We start from the raw sequence: 16293 nt of genomic DNA, 5'->3' as shown, positions 1-16293 counted from the left end.
TTGATAGATACCGCGCTATTGGGTGCTTACAATCGTGCAAAATAAAGCTAAAGAAAAAACGACTTTAGCAAATTAAAGTCGTTTTAAAAAATTATTCTATTTTTTGACTGGCAATGAGGTCAGCCGCATTTTTTTCTGCCGCTTCGGTCACATTGGCCCCAGCCATCATTTGGGCAATCATCTTTACGCTGTCTTCTTGGTCCAGCGGCTCAACCTTGGTGAAGGTCTCGTCATCTGCCACCTGCTTGGAGATGGCAAAACGGTGGTCAGCGCTGGCCGCCACTTGCGGCGCATGAGTGATAGCAATGACCTGCTTATCCTTGGCAATGGCGTGCATCTTTTTACCGATTGCAGCTGAAACTCTACCGGAAACCCCGGTATCAACTTCATCAAAGACCATGGTGCCCACTGGCTCAACCTTGGAAAAGATGGACTTCAAAGCCAGAATCAAGCGAGACTGTTCCCCGCCAGACACGATCTTGACTAGCGGCATCAGCTCTTCGCCTGGGTTTGGCGCGATGTAGAAGGCAAGGTCGTCCGTCCCTTTTTCGGTGAAGGTGTCGGTCTTGGCAAAGCGGATGGAGAAACGAGCCTTGTCCATGTAAAGGTCGGCTAATTCTTTCTTGATAGCCATTTCCAGCTTCAGGCTAGTTGCCTCTCTTTCCTGGTGGAGGCGATTGGCCTGCTCAGTCATGACGGCTTCAATCTTTTCCAATTCCTTGACCAGCTTGTCTTCGTCTAAACCGCCCGTTTCAAACTGGCTGAGTTCTTTAGAGGCTTTTTCATAAAAGGCAAAAACGTCTTCTAGACTAGGACCGTACTTCTTCTTCAAGTTGTTCAAGAGGTCCAGGCGGCTTTGCACGTACTGGTAGCGCTCTTCGTCAAATTCCATGCTGTCTAAGAGGTCGCCGAGTTCTGAGCGCGCATCGCTTAAAGAGTAGACCCCATCAGTTACCGACTGGGCCACATTCTTAAAGTCCTTGTCCAGATCTGCTAAGTCTTCTGCCGTCCCTTGCGCATCCCCCAAGAGGTTGGTCAAGCCATGCTCATCATCGTCAAAGAGCTGAATTAAAAAGTTGGCAGATTCCGCAATCCGCTGGTAGTTGTTCAGCTTATTGAACTCATCGCTTAACTCTTGATCTTCGTTTGGGCTGGTTAGGTCAGCCTGGGTTAATTCTTCTACCTGGAACTGCAGGATATCCTGTCTCTGGGCCAGCTCCTGGGCATTGCGCCGCAGCTGCTCTAATTGATGCTTGACCTTGAGCCACTGGCCATAGGAAGCTTGGTATTCAGCCAGCTTTCCCTTAAAAGCCTTGCCAGCATATTCATCAACCAGGTCCACCTGCCGACTTTGATCCATCAGCATCTGCTGGTCGTTTTGTCCATGGATGTCAACCAGGTACTCGCCAATTTTTCCTAAGGCCGTGATGGTCGTTAGCTGTCCATTGATCCGGATAACGTTCCGCCCCTTGCTGGAAATTTCCCGGCTGATGATCAAATCATCCCCGTCCATGGGCAGGCCGTAATCAGCTGCAATTGAGCTGACTTCTGCCATTTCTTCGTCTCTCAAGGTAAAAAGTCCGGTAACTACTGCCTTAGTTTGGCCAGACCGCACCATTTCCTTTTGGGCCCGATGACCTAAGAGCAGGGACAAGGCATCAATCAGGATTGACTTCCCAGCACCGGTTTCCCCGATCAAGACCGTCATCTGCGGCTGGAACATAATTTTCAAGCTTTTAATAATGGCAAAATTTTGGATATCTAGTTCAATCAGCATCAGATATCACTCATACCCTTTCTATAAGCCCTGGTCGGCTGCCTGGATGACATCGCTGATCTGTCCATTCCACAAGTTTTGACCAGGATTTGCCAGGTCCTTTTTCAGGTGGATCAAGAACTCGATATTGCCCTTGCCCCCCTTGATTGGGGAATAGTCGATCCCTAAGACGTCAAAGCCAATCTCTAGCGCCTTTTGGGCCGTGTGGCGAATGACGCTCTCGTGGACAGCATGGTCTCTGACGATCCCGTGCTTGCCGACGTTTTCTGGGCCAGCCTCAAATTGCGGCTTAATCAAACACACGGCTTCGCCTTGGTCTTTCAAGATGTCATACATTGGCGGCATAATCAGGTCCAGAGAAATAAAGGAAACATCGGTCATGGCAAAGTCCGGCTGGCCTTCGGTAAAGTCAGCAGGCACAGAATAACGGAAGTTCTGTCTTTCCATCACCACCACCCGCGGGTCATCCCGGAGCTGCCAGGCGAGCTGATTGTAGCCCACATCCAGCGCATAAACCAGCTTGGCCCCATTTTGCAAGGCAACGTCGGTAAAGCCGCCAGTCGAAGCGCCAATGTCTAGGCAAATCTTGTCTTTTAAGTCGATCTGCCAGATCTTGACAGCCTTTTCCAGCTTAAAGCCGCCCCGTGACACGTACTTCAACTTGTCTTTTTTGATGAAAAATTCTTCGTCAACCGGGAACTTTTCTCCTGCCTTATCGATCCGCTGGTGATTGTGGTCGGTGACCAGGCCCGCCATGATGGCCCGCTGGGCCTGGCTGCGGGAGTTGAAAATTCCCTTATTTGCGAGAATGACATCTACTCTTTCTTTTTTCGTCATTAAAGCACCTTCTGGTACAAGTCTAAAAAGCCGAGTAAGACTTCAGCCTTTTCGCCGGCTAAAGCAGCTTGGCCCTTGGCAATCAAGTCTTTCAGCTCTTGTCTGGTTTCCGCAGCTCCCTGCATGGTCAAGGAGTTGTTTTTGCCAACTTCTTGGTCCTTGTGGGTCAGCTTGCCGGCTTCTTCGCTGGTTTCCACGATATCTACTAAGTCGTCATAAAGCTGGTAGCCCCGGCCAAAGTCTTTGGCAAAGTCCAGGTACTTAGCAGCTTGCTCTTGAGCCGCACCAGCAAAAGCCGTTGCCATTTCTACGCTAGCCAAGATCAAGCAGCCCGTCTTCAGCCATTCCATGTGGTCGATGGTTTGGGCATCAACTGAATCATTGTTGGTCGTATCAATATCCAGGTATTGGCCGCCCACCATGCCGGCTGGGCCAACTGCCTTCGTGATGATTTCAACCAGCTTGGCGGACTGGCTGCCTTCAGCGATCCACTGGATCCCTAAGGGCAAAAGTCCGTCCCCTGCCAAAATGGCTTCCGCTTCGCCCCACTTCTTGTGGCTGGTCAGTTTGCCCCGCCGGTAGTCATCATTGTCCATAGCTGGCAAGTCGTCATGAATGAGGGAATAAGTATGAATCAGCTCAATCCCGCAGGCTGTTTGCACGGCCTTTTGGTCAATATCCTTTCCTAAGCTGTCTAAAGTGGCTAAAAAGAGGAGCGGTCGCAGGCGCTTGCCGCCGGCCATGACCGAGTATGCCATGATTTCGGCAAAGCGTGGATCGTCGCTTTCCTTTGCCAAGTTCTGCTCTAAATAGTCGTTGATAATTGGCGTATACTTCGCCTGAAATTCTTTAAAAGTCGTCATCGTTTATTCCTTTGGGGCACTGGCGTCATTTGGGTCAAGGCGCTTTTCGCTCCCGTCACTTTCAATCAGCTTAGCGACCGTTTCTTCAGCCTTGGACAATTCTTGCTTGAGTTCTTTGCTCAGCTTGACGCCAGCTTGGAACTGGTTCAAGGATTCTTCCAAAGACAATTGCCCGTTTTCCAGGTTGTTGACGATCATCTGCAACTGGTTCAGTTGCTCTTCAAAATTATTCTTCTCTGCCATGGTCCTTTTCCTTCACTTCTGTAATTGCAGCACTGGCAATCCCATCTGCCAGGTGCAGCTTGATTTTTTCTCCTGTTTGCAGCTGGCTGACCGAGGTCAAGACAGTACCTTCCTCATCGGTCGTATAGCTGTAGCCCCGGCTCAGGGTCTTCAAGGGACTGAAGTCGTTTAGCTGCTGGACTAAGCCGCCAAAGACCGACTTCTTTTGTTCCAGCAAGCGGTCCATCTGCTGACGCAAATTTTTAGCCAAAAAGTCATTGGTCTGCTCCAGCTGCTTGATCTTTAAGGCAGGCGATTGGTTATACAGCTTTTGCCCCGTCAACTCCAGCCTTTGCCGGCGATTGTTCAAGAGCAATTCCATCTGTCTCACGAGTGCTTGGCTAGCCTGGTCCGCCTGCATGGCCTTTTGCTCATAGAGCCGTTGGGGCTCTCTCATGATGTAGGAATTTTCCAGGCGGCTTAAGGCCTGCTTTCTGTCCCTTATTGCGCCGTTAATCAGGTTCAAAAGGCGTGCCTGTTCTTGATTGACCCAGGCAAAAATCTCGCCTCGGTCCGGCGTGGCCATTTCCGCTGCCGCCGTTGGCGTTGCTGCCCGGCAGTCAGCTGCCAGGTCACAGAGGGTGGTGTCCGTTTCGTGGCCAACTGAAGAAATAACCGGCATCGGCATCTGGTAGACCTGCCGCACAACCGCTTCTTCATTAAAAGCCCAAAGGTCTTCTAAAGACCCGCCCCCTCGGCCAATGATCATCACATCGTATTCGCTGCCCCGAGCGGCAATCTGCTGCATGGCGGCAACTAAACTAGGCGCAGCCCCTTCGCCTTGCACTTGCGCCGGGTAGAGGTCAATCTCCGCATGGGGGAAGCGGCGGTTGGCCGTCACCATGATGTCGTGGATGACCGCCCCAGATGGTGAGGTCACCACGGCAATCTTGTCCGGAAACCTTGGCAAGGGACGCTTGTGGTCTTGGTTAAACAGCCCTTCTTTAGCCAGTTTTTCTTGGAGCTGGCGCAGGCGCTCATATAAGGCCCCCAGGCCCGCTGGCTCCATGGTCTTGGCATATAACTGGTAGCTGCCTTGAGCCTCATAGCTAGACACCCGGCCGCTGATATAGACCTTCATCCCCTCTTCCGGCATAAACTGTACCTTGTCAAAGTCGCCTCTAAACATGACTACATTGATCTTGGCATGGTCATCTTTGATGGAAAAATACTGGTGCCCATTCCTCCGGTAGCGGAAGTTGCTGATTTCCCCTTGCAAAAAGACTTGCCGCAGGTAGGGATCCCGGTCAAACTTTTGCTTGACATACCAATTTAATTCACTGACCGTAAGGTATTTTTGGTCAGCTGTATCTTTAATCGAGTCCATGATGCCGCCTCGTCAGTTTGATTACTTCTTCCATTAAAAACTCAACCGTCAAGGGACCAACTCCCCCGGGTACGGGGGTAATGTAGCTAGCCACGTCCTTGACCTGGTCAAAGTCAACGTCACCGGCAAGCTTGCCGTTAACCCGGTTGATACCGACGTCGACCACGACAGCACCTGGCTTGACCATGTCTTTGGTAATCATGCCGGCCTTGCCGACTGCTGAAACCAGGACATCGGCCCGCCTGGTTAAATCGCCCAGCTTGCGGCTGTGGGAGTGCAAAATCGATACAGATGCGTTCCGCTCCAGCATCAAGGCCGCCAGTGGCTTGCCCACGATGTTGGACCTGCCGACAATCACCGCGTTTTTGCCATTTAAGTCGATGCCATAGTGGTCCAAAAGGGAAATAATCCCAGCAGCTGTAGCTGGCTCGACAAAATGCTTGCCCTGCCACAAGCGGCCGATATTGGCCGGAGTCAAGCCATCAACGTCTTTTTCCGGATCAATGCGCTCAATGACCTTGTCGCTGTCAATTTGCTCTGGAACTGGCAATTGCACCATTAAGCCCATCACTTCGGGATCCGCATTTAAGCTGTCGATCAGCTTTAAGACATCTTCTTCGCTTTCATCTGCGGGCAATTGGTAAACCACCTGCTTAATGCCCAGCTTTTCGGCCTTCCGCTTTTTTGATTCCACGTAGACCTTGCTGGCTTGGTCATCGCCAATATTGATTACGCAAAACTTGGGTAGGATGCCATGCTTTTTTAAATCGGCAACTTGGTCTGCCAGATCGCGGCCCAAGTGCTGGGCGAGCTTTTTTCCATCTAAAATTTGTCCCAAAATTTTCTCCTTAACAAAAAAGCCGGCAATATTGCCGGCTTAAAGGTTATTCTTGCACAAAGTTGGCCAAGAGACCATTGACGAATGGCTTGTGCTTCGGTTCATCAAATTCATCACACAAGTTCAAAGCTTCGTTAATGGCTGAGCGATCTTCGATCACTGAGCTGTAAAGCATTTCGTACAGGGCGATCTCTAAAATGGCTAAGGTGGTCAGGCTTAAACGCTCGATGCGCCAGCCGGCCTTCAGCTTAGAAGAAATCTTATCCCGCAGTTCTGCTTGCTTGTCAATGACGCCAGCGATCAGCTCTTGGCTGTATTTTGGCACTTCCTTCAAATCCAGGGCAGATTTAACGTTGCTTTCAACTTCAGCGGCCGTTAAGCCTGGATCTTGGTTATATAAATAAATGGCTTGCAGTGCGATCTTACGACTATCGTGTTGATTCATTACTTATCTTCTTCTTGATCGGGAAACAATGGTTGACTAGCTTCCTCAAAGTTCTTTTCATCTTCAGGGAAAACCAGACCAACGACGTGAACGTTGATTGCCTTCAAATTCATGTCGGTCATCTGCGTCAGTTGCTGCTGCAAGGCAGCTTGAACCTTACCGGCAACTGCAGGCACATTAACCCCATATTTAAGATAAACATAAACATCAGCAGTCAATTGTGAGTCTTCATCTACAGAAACGTCAACGCCCTTGCCGCGGTCTTCACGACCAAATACCCGGTTGAAGCCGGACTTCAGGCCTCCCCGCATGCCGGCAACGCCGTCAACTTTTTGGGCTGAAATGCCTAAAATCACTTCAAGAACCCGCAAATCAATTTTGATTTGATCGCCATCTTCACTGCCGCTTAAAACGATTGTTGAATTATCAGCCATCTTTCCACCTCAAAAAATACTACTTAGTACGTGATACGTATGAACCGTCACTAGTGTTGATCGTCAAAACGTCCCCAACGTTGATGAAGAATGGAACGTTAACAACCAAGCCAGTTTCCATCGTAGCTGGCTTACCACCACCGGAAGAGGTATCGCCGCGGATGCCTGGTTCGGTGTCAACAACTTCCAAATCAACCGTGTTTGGCAAGTCCAGACCCAAAGTTTCACCATTGTGAGAAATTACGTTCACAATCATGTTTTCCTTCAAGTACTTAGCTTCTTCGTCGATTTGTGAGTTTGGAACTTCTAATTGTTCATAAGTTTCAGTGTCCATGAAGACGTAGCTTGAGCCGTCGTTGTACAGATACTGCATTGATCGGGTTGAGATTTCAGCAGTTTCTACCTTAGCAGTTGAACGGAAAGTGTATTCTTGAACTGCACCAGTACGCAAGCTCTTCAACTTTGAACGAACGAAAGCACTACCCTTACCTGGCTTTACGTGCTGGAATTCAACAATGCGCCACAAATCGTTGTTAAATTCGATCGTGAGGCCATTCTTGAATTCATTAACAGAAATCATTGTCATCGGAAAAATCCCCCATTTCTACAACTTAAATTGTACCAATAAAAACTTGATTTTACCATAAAAATCATCTTATAGATGGATGAGTTCTTCTTTTGGCAAGGTGGACAATACTTCTGGGGTATCGCCGTTAACCAAAATGTCATCCTCAATTCTAACCCCGCCCTGCTTCAAGTAGATGCCGGGTTCAACCGTGTGCACGATTCCATTTTCCAGGGTGGTTTGGCTGAACAAGAAGGCAGGTTGACACATTTCGTGGATCTCCAGGCCAATGCCGTGGCCGATCCCGTGGCCAAAGTATTGACCATAGCCAGCTTCATTGATGTAAGATCTGGCAGCGGTATCCACGTCCTTACCGGTATTGCCGGCTTTAGCTGCTTCAATCCCCCGCTTTTGCGCTTCATAAACGATCTTGTAGATCTTTTCCAGCTCTGGTTCAACTGAGCCTATAGCGTAAGTCCGGGTGATATCGGCCGTGTAGCCATTATAAGAAGCAGCAGCGTCGATGACGACTAATTCGTGTTCTTGCATCAACTTATCGCTAGCCACCCCGTGGGCCCAAGAAGACCGGTAGCCAGACGCTACGATAGAGTCATAGCCGGGACCATCCCCGCCGTTTAGCTTAAAGAGGTAGTCAAGCTTGGCCCCAACGTCTCTTTCTTTAGCGCCAGGCTTCAGCATTGGCAAGACGCCTTCAAAGGCGATTTGGGAAATTTCAACTGCCTTTCTCAAGGTGGCAATTTCCAGTTCGTCCTTGACGTTTCTTACCCGTTCGACGATTTCGGCTGACATGACAAATTCCACATCTGGCAAAAAGGCCTTGATGGCGTCATATTCATAGGCTGAGACAAATTCAGCTTCTACTAGCAGCTTCTTGACGCCAAGTTTCTTGACCTGCTCAGCAATTTCTTGCGCTTCATGGCCGTGCTTCATGACTACGGTCAATTCGCCAACGGCTTGGTCTTCAATCTGCGGGGCAAAGCGGGAGTCGGATAAGAGCACCCGATCCCCATTTTTGGTCAAAATCAGCTGGGCTTCTTCACCAGTAAAGTTGGTCAAGTAGCGGTAGTTAGCCCGGTTAAAAATTAACAGGGCATCTGCATCTTCTTTTTGAATCAGCTTGCAGGTTTCGCTGATCCGCCGCGACAAGAGGGTCAATAATTCTTCCTTTTTACTCATAGCCACCATCCTATCTGAAATTTTAAGTAATTGTTCATTTTACTCCTATTATACAAGAGTTTAAGATGTTAGATAGCGCTTTTGCAAAAGAAAAAATGGAAAATCAAGCAAATTTAGACAGAAAAAAACAGGCAGTGAAACTGCCTGCTCTTTACGGCAAAATTATTCTGCGTCTTCTACTGGCAAAACAGAAACTTGCTTCTTGTACTTGCCAAGACGTTCAAACTTAACGACACCGTTTACCAATGCAAACAAAGTGTCATCGCCGCCACGACCTACGTTCTTGCCTGGGTGGATCTTAGTACCGCGTTGACGGTAAATGATTGAACCAGCGTGAACTTCTTGACCGTCGGCACGCTTTGCGCCAAGACGACGACCAGCTGAGTTACGACCGTTGGCAGTTGAACCACCACCCTTGTGGTGGGCAAGTAACTTTGCGTTTGAAAGAATGTTCATCATCATAGTGTTCACCTCTTACTAAGCTTCGATGCTCTTAACAGTAACCTTGGTATAAGGTTGACGGTGACCATACTTAGAGTGTGAGTGCTTCTTTGGCTTGTACTTGAAGGTAACAACCTTCTTTTCCTTGCCTTGCTTGTCAACAGTTGCGACAACCTTAGCACCTTCAACTACTGGAGTACCAACCTTAACGTCGTCCCCATTAGCTACCAAGATAACTTGGTCAAAAACAACTTCTTCGCCAGCTTGTACATCAAGCTTTTCAACGAAGATACTTTCGCCTTCGGCAACCTTGTATTGCTTGCCACCGGTCTTAATAACTGCGTACATTAGTACACCTCCGTAAAAAATACTTAGACTCGCCATTAGAGGTGCTGCCAAAGCAGACTTCTCAACCTCATCTGTGCGGTTGCAGAATCGAGGTATATCACTCAAATTGCAACGTTAACAGTATAACACGGTTTGACCGGGAATCTCAAGACTTTTGCTAGAAAAAAGCAAAAATTCATCCTTCGCCAGCTTGCCCTCCCCGATTTTCAAATTTCATGGTTAGCATCAAAGCTAAAAAGAAGGCAGCAAAAAACATCATTATGCCAACGATAATTCCCCACCCATAAATAGGCAAATAATTGTCTAGGTAAGAGAATGCCTCTAGAATTTCTGTAAAATTGATCCCAAGCTGTAACAGCCAGGCAATCACGTAAAAAATCTTTCCTACCTTGCTTAGATATCCCAGATTCAGCTTAAATTCAAAATAATAGGTCCAGACTGGCAGGGCCACGATTAAGATCGGCCACAGGAAATTTCCCTCTGATACTAGCTTTAGTGCAAATGCAATATTCACGAATAACTGAATCCAAAAGACAATTTTTCTTTTTAAAGTCATCATCACCATCACCTTTTTCACACAACTCGAATTGAGCAAGCACACCAGTATTCGTTTACTTTTATTATAGGTTTAGTTATTATAAAATAAAAGTTAAATAATCAAAGAAAGGCAGGAATTTCACATGATTACTTTTTACGGCTATAAACGTTGTTCTACTTCCAAAAAGGCCCAAAAGTGGCTGGATGACCATGGCGTCAGCTACTACTTCCAAGACCTAGTCGAAACCCCGCCAGCCAAAAGTGACTTGCTCACTTGGCTGACCAAGTACCAAGACCGGGGCCTGCGCTACTTTTTTAATACGAGCGGCCAGCATTACCGAGAGCTTGGCTTAAAAGACCAGATCAAGGACATGACTATCGAAGAAGCAGCAAATCTCATGTCGAAAGACGGTAAACTAATAAAACGCCCCCTAGTCGTTAGTGAGGACAAGCTCACTTGCGGCTTTAAAGAGGACGTTTATGAGGAAACTTGGCTTTAGTCGCCTAAAGCCTGCTTTAAATCAGCAATCAAGTCATCAGGGTCTTCCAAACCAACTGACAAACGGAGCAGCTTGGTGGTAATACCCAGACGAACTCTTTGCTCAGCTTCCACGTCATCGTGGGTCTGGTAGTAAGGGATAGTGATCAAGCTTTCAGCCCCGCCTAGGCTTTCAGCAAAAGTGATCACCTTAACGCTGTTTAAGACCCTTTCGACTTCCGCCTCACTGTCCAGGTAGAAGGAAATCATCCCGGCCTTACCTGGATAAAGGACCTTCTCTACGTGATTTGCCATTTCCAAGAACTTGGCAATCTTCTGGGCGCTAGCGGTATGGCGATCCATTCTGATCGGCAGGGTCTTCAGGCTTCTGGTCAAGAGCCAGGAGTCAAAGTTTGACATGGTATCACCTACCGTGATCGTATATTGGAAGTAAGTATCGGCTAGATCTGGATCGTTAACCACGACCAAGCCGCCTAAAATGTCATTATGGCCACCCAAATACTTGGTAGCCGAGTGGATCACCACGTCGGCCCCCAAGGTGAGCGGCTTTTGGTAGTATGGCGTATAAAAAGTATTGTCGACCGCAACCAGGATTTTTTCATTAAAATTGTGGACAGCGTCGGCAATTTTTTTGATATCTAGCTCCTTCATGGTTGGGTTAGAAGGAGTTTCTAGCCAAACAATCTTGGTTTTGTCAGTAAGAAGGGAAACTAAATCTTCCACCTTTTGCCCATTCCACTGCTTAAAGGCAATGCCAAAGTGGCTCTCCAAGTGGCGGAAGTAGCGGAAGTCCCCGCCGTAGAGGTCGTCTAAAGACACAACTTCATCCCCTGACTTTAAGACGCTTAAAACCAGCTGGACCGCTGCCATCCCGCTGGCCACGGCAAAGGCTTGGTAGCCTTCTTCCATCTTAGCAATGGTCTCTTCTGCCACCTTGCGGTTGGGAGCTTCCACCCGGGAATAGGTAAAGCCCTTCAGGCGGTCAAAGTTAATGGCTTGGTCTAAGCTTGGGTGGCGGTAACAGGCTGACAGGTAAATGGGCTGAGATACCGGATTTGCTCCGTCTTTAATGGAACCGGCTTCAGCAGCGATGGTGGCAAAGGCCAACTGGTCCTTTGCGTCTTGCTTCTTCTCTTCTTGACTCATGCTAATCCTCTTCCTAATTAAAATCCTAACTACATTGTTTTATATTTTTTCTATTCAACTTGATGTTTGATATTTGATATTCGCTATCTCTTTGCCTTAGCCAAAGCCTGCTTTAAGTCCTCAATCAAGTCGTCAGCGTCTTCAATCCCGACAGCTAAGCGGATGAGGCCGGGCTTGATGCCGGCAGCTAGCTGCTCTTCTGGACTCAGTTCGGCGTGACTCATCTTACTTGGCAATTCCACCAGGCTTTCAACAGCGCCCAGGCTAACCGCCAGGGCAAAAATCTCCAAGGAGTTGACAAAGACTTCTGGGTCATAGACTGCTTCATCCAGTTCAAAAGAGAAGACGCCGCCGGCCCCTTTGGCTTCCGTTTTTAGCTCTTCGTAGCCTGCCAGGTCTGGGTCGCCTGGATAGTAAATCTTGGCAATCCCCTTCTCCTTTTTCAAAAAGGCGACCAGCTTCAAGACATTTGCTTCTTGCCGGTCCATCCGCAAGGCCAGAGTTTTAATCCCGCGGGCAAGCTCGTTTGAATCTTCTGGTGACAAGACCCCGCCAATGGCATTTTGAACAAAGTAGACTCTCTTAGCTAATTCCTCGTCTTTAGTGATCACGGCTCCGGCACTGACGTCAGAGTGACCCGACAGATACTTAGTTGCTGAGTGAACAACCAGATCTGCCCCATATTCAATTGGATTTAAAAGGTAAGGACTCAAGAAGGTGTTGTCCACGATGGTCAAGAGACCATGTTTTTGGGCAATCTTGGCAATGCCTGCAACCGGGGTTACTTGCAGCAAGGGATTAGTCACCGGCTCAAAGTAAACGCCCTTGGTATTATCCTGGATGGCCCATTCAACTGCTGTTAGGTCCCGGGTGTCAATCGGCGTTACTTCTAGTCCCCAATTTTCAAAGAATTGGTGGAGGATTCTAAAGGTCCCCCCATAAATCTGGTCGCCGATAATGATGTGATCGCCCTTTTGAAAAATTGCCAGAGCTGCATGAATGGCCGCCATGCCGGAGCCAAACAAGAAGGCTCTAGCACCGCCTTCCAGGTCAGCCAGCTGCTCTTCTACCGCATTTCTCGTTGGGTTGCCCGACCGGGAATAATCATACTTGACCTCGGCCCCGATTTTGGGATAGGCAAAAGTCGTCGCCTTATAAATCGGCACCGTTACGGCACCAGTATTGTTGTCATTTTGCTTGGGCTGGTGAACCAAGCGGGTTTGAAAGCCTGTCATGATATTCCCCTTTTCCTCGTCTATTTCTAGTCTCTTTTTAATTTAATTCTTATTTATATTTTAACCAAAGAAAAACGCCGCGGCAACATCCGCGACGCTTCTTTATTTTATTTTTAGCCACCCAGGTAAGCCTTTTGGACGGCTGGGTCGTGCAAGAGCTCTTGCCCGGTACCAGTCATCTTGACCTCACCAGAAGCCAGAACGTAGCCCCGATCGGCAATGCTCAAGGCTTGCCGGGCATTTTGTTCAATCAAGAGGACGGTCATGCCTTCCTTGTTGATGCTTTCAATGATGTCAAAAATTTCCTGAATGTAGATTGGCGCCAAACCCATTGATGGTTCGTCCAGCAACAGCAGCTTTGGCTTTGCCATCAAGGCTCTGGCCATGGCCAGCATCTGCTGCTCACCACCTGACAAGGTAGCAGCGTCTTGCTTTTGTCTTTCCTTCAAGATTGGGAAACGCTTGAACATCTTTTCCATGTCTTCGTTAATCCCATCTTTGTCTTTACGAAGATAGGCCCCCAGCTGCAGGTTTTCCTTAACCGTCATGTCGGCAAAGATTCGCCGACCTTCTGGCACTTGGGAGACCCCGGCCGCTACAATCTTAGGAGCGGTCAGCTTAGCCAAAGACTCACCCATAAAGAGGATATCACCAGCACTTGGCTTGAGGAGTCCTGAGATGGTCTTCAAGATAGTAGACTTGCCGGCACCGTTTGCCCCAATCAGGGTTACGATTTCCCCTTCCTTGATGTCAAAGCTGACATCACGAACGGCTTTAATCGCCCCGTAGTTTACTGAGAGATGGTCAACTTTTAAGATTTCATTAGGCATCTACGCCACCTCCCAAGTAGGCATCGATAACGGCTTGGTTATTTTGAATTTCCTCTGGCGTCCCCTTGGCCAAAAGCTTGCCTTCAGCCAAAACGTAAATTCTTTCTGCCAGGTTCATTACCAAGGACATGTCGTGTTCAATCAGCAAAACGGCAATCCCGTATTCAGTCTGCAGGCGCTTGATCAAGCGGGTCAAGTCAGCCGTTTCTTCTGGGTTCATCCCGGCTGCTGGTTCGTCCAAGCAGATAATCTTTGGCTTGGTTGCCAGGGCCCGGACGATTTCCACCTTCCGCTGGGTCCCGTATGGCAGGTCACCAGCTGGGTAGTACATGACGTCTTGCAAGTTGAAGTCCTTCAGCAAGGCAATTGCCTTTTCTTCCATCTCGTCCTCAGTCTTGTAAAAACTTGGCAGACGGAAAACTGAGGTTAAAAAGCCTTCCTTAAATTGATTGGTCATGGCAATCAAGATGTTTTCCAAAACGGACAATTGGCTAAAGAGCCGGATGTTCTGGAAGGTCCGGGAAATCCCCATTTGGGCCACCTTGTAAGCCTTGGTATTCTTCTTGACTTCCTGGCCGCCAATCTTAACTACGCCAGACGTTGCCGGAGCCACGCCGGTCAAGCAGTTGAAGAAAGTGGTCTTGCCGGCACCGTTTGGTCCAATCAATGCCACCAATTCTTTTTCATTAACGTGCAGAGAAACATCGTCAACGGCAGTCAGACCGCCGAACACTTTGGTAATGTGATCTGCGCTTAAAGCTTCTGTCATTCTGTTCCTCCTTCGCTACTTGCTTTCTTCTTTTTCAACTTCAGCCATGTCCCCATTTTGCTTGCGGGTCAATAGGTGCTTGAATGAAAATTCCCACTTGCCAAACAGACCACCTGGTCTGAAGATCATGATTACGATCAAGGCAATTGCGTAAAAGACCATCCGCAAAACGCCCAAGCTTTGAAGGGCCGTGTCCAAAACGCCCAGCAAGATGGTAGCGACAAAGGTACCAGTGATGCTGCCCAGCCCCCCAAGCACGGCGTAAATCAAAATGGTGATTGATTCCATGATGCCGAAACTGGATGGAACGATGGTTTGGAGGTATGAAGCGTAAAGAGAACCAGCAATGGCGGCAGTAGCAGCCCCTAAAACAAAGGCTGACAGCTTCCACTTGGTGGTGTTAACCCCCATGGCTTCAGCGGCAATTTCGTTTTCCCGAATTGAGATCACGGCACGGCCATTCTTAGAATGGATAAAGTTTACCGTGACGATCGTCGTCAAGCAAACGAAGATGTAGACAATGTCCCAAGTAGCAAACTGCGGAATGTTGAACAATCCAGCTGCCCCGTTGGTGATCTTCATATTGTTGATGACAATTCTGATGATTTCCGCAGCCCCCATCGTGGCGATGGCGAAGTAGTCACCATGCAGACGGAGGGTTGGGATGCCGACGATTAAGGCCACGATAATGGAAATGACTACGCCGACCAAGATTGACAGGTAAAAGCCACCTGCTGAATTCATAGTTTGGGTCATAATCCCAGTTGCGTAGGCACCCAAGGCCATAAAACCGGCGTGACCCAAGGAGAACTGACCAGAGAAACCAATGATCAAGTTCAAGCCAACGGCCAAGATAATGTTAATCCCGATCGTCACCAGCATGTTTTCAATAAAGGTATTGATGACACCTGTCAGCATCAAGGTGTTGATCAGGTAGAAACCTGCTACCATCAGGACCAGCCAGCAAAGATTGTATTTCAAATTCTTTTTCATGTCTGACTTGTCCCTCCTAAACCTTTTCAACTTGCTTCTTGCCAAACAGACCGCCTGGCAAAACGAGCAGGATAACGATTAATACGATATATACGGCTGCATCTCTAAAGGCTGAGAAGCCCAGAGCTTGAACAGCAGTTTCCAAAAGACCAATCAAGAAGCCACCAACAGCCGCACCTGGAATGGAGCCGATCCCGCCTAAAACCGCGGCAACAAAAGCCTTAATACCAGGAGTCATCCCCATCAGAGGGTCGATTGAGTTGTAGTACATCCCAATCAAAACGCCGGCGGCACCCGCCAAGGCGCTCCCCAAAGCGAAGGTGATGGAAACTGCGTGGTTGATGTTGATCCCCATCAGACTGGCTGCGTCGTAGTCAGTTGATACTGACCGCATGGCCCGGCCGGTCTTGGTATGGTTGATGATGTAAACCAGAGCCGCCATCAAGACGATCGTGGTCGCAAAGATGATCAGCTGAATGTTAGAAATTGACACACCACCAAGATCAAAAGTCTTTCTCTTGATAACCTGCGGGAAGTTTCTGGTGTCTGACGTTACCAGGTAAGACATCCCGTTTTCCAAAAAGTAGGAAACACCGATAGCCGTAATCAAAGCAGCCACCCGGGGTGCATTACGCAGCGGCCGGTAGGCAACAGCTTCGATAATCACCCCAGCCAAACCGCAGGCCAGCATAGCAGTGATCAAGGCGGCTAAAAAGCCAAAGTGCAAGTAGTTGATGGTGTAGTAGCCCCAATAAGCACCTAGCATGTAGACGTCACCGTGAGCGAAGTTCAGCAGCTTGGAGATACCATAAACGATCATGTACCCCAGAGCCAGCAAAGCATAAATGCTACCGAGTGACAGTCCATTTATCAATTGCTGAAAAAATGTATGCAAAATTAAAACCTCCTTGATTTGCTACGCTAAAAACT

At 48.4% G+C, this 16293-nt stretch carries 20 protein-coding genes and 1 other annotated feature; of the genes, 1 reads left to right on the top strand and 19 read right to left on the bottom strand.

The window, feature by feature from the left end:
- Positions 1 to 91 precede the first annotated feature (91 nt).
- From recN to FC20_RS05115, 13 genes are all read right to left on the bottom strand, one after another.
- Positions 92 to 1777, bottom strand: a complete 1686-nt coding sequence (gene recN, locus FC20_RS05175; protein ID WP_008459659.1) for a DNA repair protein RecN — start codon at positions 1775 to 1777, stop codon at positions 92 to 94.
- A 21-nt stretch (positions 1778 to 1798) separates the two neighbouring features.
- Positions 1799 to 2614 (bottom strand): TlyA family RNA methyltransferase, encoded by an 816-nt coding sequence (locus tag FC20_RS05170; protein WP_008459661.1) that lies wholly within the window; start codon positions 2612 to 2614, stop codon positions 1799 to 1801.
- Positions 2614 to 3477, bottom strand: coding sequence for a polyprenyl synthetase family protein (locus FC20_RS05165; RefSeq protein WP_056945332.1), 864 nt, complete (start codon positions 3475 to 3477; stop codon positions 2614 to 2616). The genes FC20_RS05170 and FC20_RS05165 overlap by 1 nt, the downstream gene beginning before the upstream one ends.
- 3 nt (positions 3478 to 3480) lie before the next feature.
- Entirely contained in the window at positions 3481 to 3720 is a 240-nt protein-coding gene (locus FC20_RS05160; protein WP_008459671.1) for an exodeoxyribonuclease VII small subunit, read from the bottom strand.
- Positions 3704 to 5086 carry an exodeoxyribonuclease VII large subunit gene (gene xseA, locus FC20_RS05155; RefSeq protein ID WP_008459673.1) on the bottom strand — a complete coding sequence of 461 codons (1383 nt, stop codon included), beginning with the start codon at positions 5084 to 5086 and terminating at the stop codon, positions 3704 to 3706. Before xseA ends, FC20_RS05160 begins: the two co-directional genes overlap by 17 nt.
- Positions 5073 to 5924, bottom strand: coding sequence for a bifunctional methylenetetrahydrofolate dehydrogenase/methenyltetrahydrofolate cyclohydrolase (locus tag FC20_RS05150; RefSeq protein ID WP_054667893.1), 852 nt, complete (start codon positions 5922 to 5924; stop codon positions 5073 to 5075). Before FC20_RS05150 ends, xseA begins: the two co-directional genes overlap by 14 nt.
- Before the next feature lie 46 nt (positions 5925 to 5970).
- The gene (nusB, locus tag FC20_RS05145; protein ID WP_008459686.1) at positions 5971 to 6369 is read right to left on the bottom strand and encodes a transcription antitermination factor NusB; all 399 of its coding nucleotides are present in this window, start codon (positions 6367 to 6369) and stop codon (positions 5971 to 5973) included.
- Entirely contained in the window at positions 6369 to 6803 is a 435-nt protein-coding gene (locus tag FC20_RS05140) for an Asp23/Gls24 family envelope stress response protein (protein ID WP_008459688.1), read from the bottom strand. Before FC20_RS05140 ends, nusB begins: the two co-directional genes overlap by 1 nt.
- 19 nt (positions 6804 to 6822) lie before the next feature.
- Positions 6823 to 7389, bottom strand: coding sequence for an elongation factor P (efp, locus tag FC20_RS05135; RefSeq protein WP_008459690.1), 567 nt, complete (start codon positions 7387 to 7389; stop codon positions 6823 to 6825).
- 69 nt (positions 7390 to 7458) lie between these two features.
- Positions 7459 to 8565, bottom strand: a complete 1107-nt coding sequence (locus FC20_RS05130) for a M24 family metallopeptidase (protein WP_039943038.1) — start codon at positions 8563 to 8565, stop codon at positions 7459 to 7461.
- A gap of 162 nt (positions 8566 to 8727) precedes the next feature.
- A complete protein-coding gene (gene rpmA, locus FC20_RS05125) occupies positions 8728 to 9027 on the bottom strand; it encodes a 50S ribosomal protein L27 (protein WP_195837493.1) in 300 nt (99 codons plus the stop codon).
- Positions 9028 to 9042: 15 nt separating this feature from the next.
- Positions 9043 to 9354 carry a 50S ribosomal protein L21 gene (gene rplU / locus FC20_RS05120; RefSeq protein ID WP_008459696.1) on the bottom strand — a complete coding sequence of 104 codons (312 nt, stop codon included), beginning with the start codon at positions 9352 to 9354 and terminating at the stop codon, positions 9043 to 9045.
- A gap of 15 nt (positions 9355 to 9369) precedes the next feature.
- Positions 9370 to 9445, bottom strand: a sequence feature (ribosomal protein L21 leader region).
- Positions 9446 to 9529: 84 nt separating this feature from the next.
- Complete coding sequence (locus tag FC20_RS05115; RefSeq protein ID WP_008459699.1) at positions 9530 to 9913, bottom strand: hypothetical protein; 384 nt, start codon at positions 9911 to 9913, stop codon at positions 9530 to 9532.
- 121 nt (positions 9914 to 10034) lie between these two features.
- Between FC20_RS05115 and FC20_RS05110 the strand changes: the two genes are divergently transcribed.
- Positions 10035 to 10391, top strand: a complete 357-nt coding sequence (locus FC20_RS05110) for an arsenate reductase family protein (protein WP_008459700.1) — start codon at positions 10035 to 10037, stop codon at positions 10389 to 10391.
- Here the strand turns inward: FC20_RS05110 and FC20_RS05105 are convergent.
- The 6 genes from FC20_RS05105 to FC20_RS05080 all read right to left on the bottom strand — a co-directional run bounded on the left by FC20_RS05105 (position 10388) and on the right by FC20_RS05080 (position 16258).
- The gene (locus tag FC20_RS05105) at positions 10388 to 11536 is read right to left on the bottom strand and encodes a trans-sulfuration enzyme family protein (RefSeq protein ID WP_008459701.1); all 1149 of its coding nucleotides are present in this window, start codon (positions 11534 to 11536) and stop codon (positions 10388 to 10390) included. The two genes, FC20_RS05110 and FC20_RS05105, sit on opposite strands and share 4 nt — an antisense overlap.
- A gap of 83 nt (positions 11537 to 11619) precedes the next feature.
- The gene (locus FC20_RS05100) at positions 11620 to 12771 is read right to left on the bottom strand and encodes a trans-sulfuration enzyme family protein (RefSeq protein ID WP_008459702.1); all 1152 of its coding nucleotides are present in this window, start codon (positions 12769 to 12771) and stop codon (positions 11620 to 11622) included.
- 113 nt (positions 12772 to 12884) lie between these two features.
- Positions 12885 to 13589, bottom strand: a complete 705-nt coding sequence (locus tag FC20_RS05095) for an ABC transporter ATP-binding protein (protein WP_201779607.1) — start codon at positions 13587 to 13589, stop codon at positions 12885 to 12887.
- A 4-nt stretch (positions 13590 to 13593) separates the two neighbouring features.
- Positions 13594 to 14370, bottom strand: a complete 777-nt coding sequence (locus FC20_RS05090; RefSeq protein WP_008459704.1) for an ABC transporter ATP-binding protein — start codon at positions 14368 to 14370, stop codon at positions 13594 to 13596.
- Between the two features lie 15 nt (positions 14371 to 14385).
- Entirely contained in the window at positions 14386 to 15363 is a 978-nt protein-coding gene (locus FC20_RS05085) for a branched-chain amino acid ABC transporter permease (protein WP_008459706.1), read from the bottom strand.
- Positions 15364 to 15379: 16 nt separating this feature from the next.
- A complete protein-coding gene (locus tag FC20_RS05080) occupies positions 15380 to 16258 on the bottom strand; it encodes a branched-chain amino acid ABC transporter permease (RefSeq protein WP_008459708.1) in 879 nt (292 codons plus the stop codon).
- Positions 16259 to 16293 lie beyond the last annotated feature (35 nt).

Source organism: Lactobacillus equicursoris DSM 19284 = JCM 14600 = CIP 110162 (assembly GCF_001434815.1).
Lineage (GTDB): Bacteria > Bacillota > Bacilli > Lactobacillales > Lactobacillaceae > Lactobacillus > Lactobacillus equicursoris.
The sequence above is the reverse complement of the archived record's forward strand: the minus strand, read 5'-3'. Positions and strand labels throughout refer to the sequence as shown.

Excerpts from the sequence above, each read along its gene's own strand:
- recN (WP_008459659.1), bottom strand. The coding sequence starts at position 1,777 with ATGCTGATTGAACTAGATATCCAAAATTTTGCCATTATTAAAAGCTTG.
- FC20_RS05170 (WP_008459661.1), bottom strand. The coding sequence starts at position 2,614 with ATGACGAAAAAAGAAAGAGTAGATGTCATTCTCGCAAATAAGGGAATT.
- FC20_RS05165 (WP_056945332.1), bottom strand. The coding sequence starts at position 3,477 with ATGACGACTTTTAAAGAATTTCAGGCGAAGTATACGCCAATTATCAAC.
- FC20_RS05160 (WP_008459671.1), bottom strand. The coding sequence starts at position 3,720 with ATGGCAGAGAAGAATAATTTTGAAGAGCAACTGAACCAGTTGCAGATG.
- xseA (WP_008459673.1), bottom strand. The coding sequence starts at position 5,086 with ATGGACTCGATTAAAGATACAGCTGACCAAAAATACCTTACGGTCAGT.
- nusB (WP_008459686.1), bottom strand. The coding sequence starts at position 6,369 with ATGAATCAACACGATAGTCGTAAGATCGCACTGCAAGCCATTTATTTA.
- FC20_RS05140 (WP_008459688.1), bottom strand. The coding sequence starts at position 6,803 with ATGGCTGATAATTCAACAATCGTTTTAAGCGGCAGTGAAGATGGCGAT.
- efp (WP_008459690.1), bottom strand. The coding sequence starts at position 7,389 with ATGACAATGATTTCTGTTAATGAATTCAAGAATGGCCTCACGATCGAA.
- FC20_RS05130 (WP_039943038.1), bottom strand. The coding sequence starts at position 8,565 with ATGAGTAAAAAGGAAGAATTATTGACCCTCTTGTCGCGGCGGATCAGC.
- rpmA (WP_195837493.1), bottom strand. The coding sequence starts at position 9,027 with ATGATGATGAACATTCTTTCAAACGCAAAGTTACTTGCCCACCACAAG.
- rplU (WP_008459696.1), bottom strand. The coding sequence starts at position 9,354 with ATGTACGCAGTTATTAAGACCGGTGGCAAGCAATACAAGGTTGCCGAA.
- FC20_RS05115 (WP_008459699.1), bottom strand. The coding sequence starts at position 9,913 with ATGATGACTTTAAAAAGAAAAATTGTCTTTTGGATTCAGTTATTCGTG.
- FC20_RS05110 (WP_008459700.1), top strand. The coding sequence starts at position 10,035 with ATGATTACTTTTTACGGCTATAAACGTTGTTCTACTTCCAAAAAGGCC.
- FC20_RS05105 (WP_008459701.1), bottom strand. The coding sequence starts at position 11,536 with ATGAGTCAAGAAGAGAAGAAGCAAGACGCAAAGGACCAGTTGGCCTTT.
- FC20_RS05100 (WP_008459702.1), bottom strand. The coding sequence starts at position 12,771 with ATGACAGGCTTTCAAACCCGCTTGGTTCACCAGCCCAAGCAAAATGAC.
- FC20_RS05090 (WP_008459704.1), bottom strand. The coding sequence starts at position 14,370 with ATGACAGAAGCTTTAAGCGCAGATCACATTACCAAAGTGTTCGGCGGT.
- FC20_RS05085 (WP_008459706.1), bottom strand. The coding sequence starts at position 15,363 with ATGAAAAAGAATTTGAAATACAATCTTTGCTGGCTGGTCCTGATGGTA.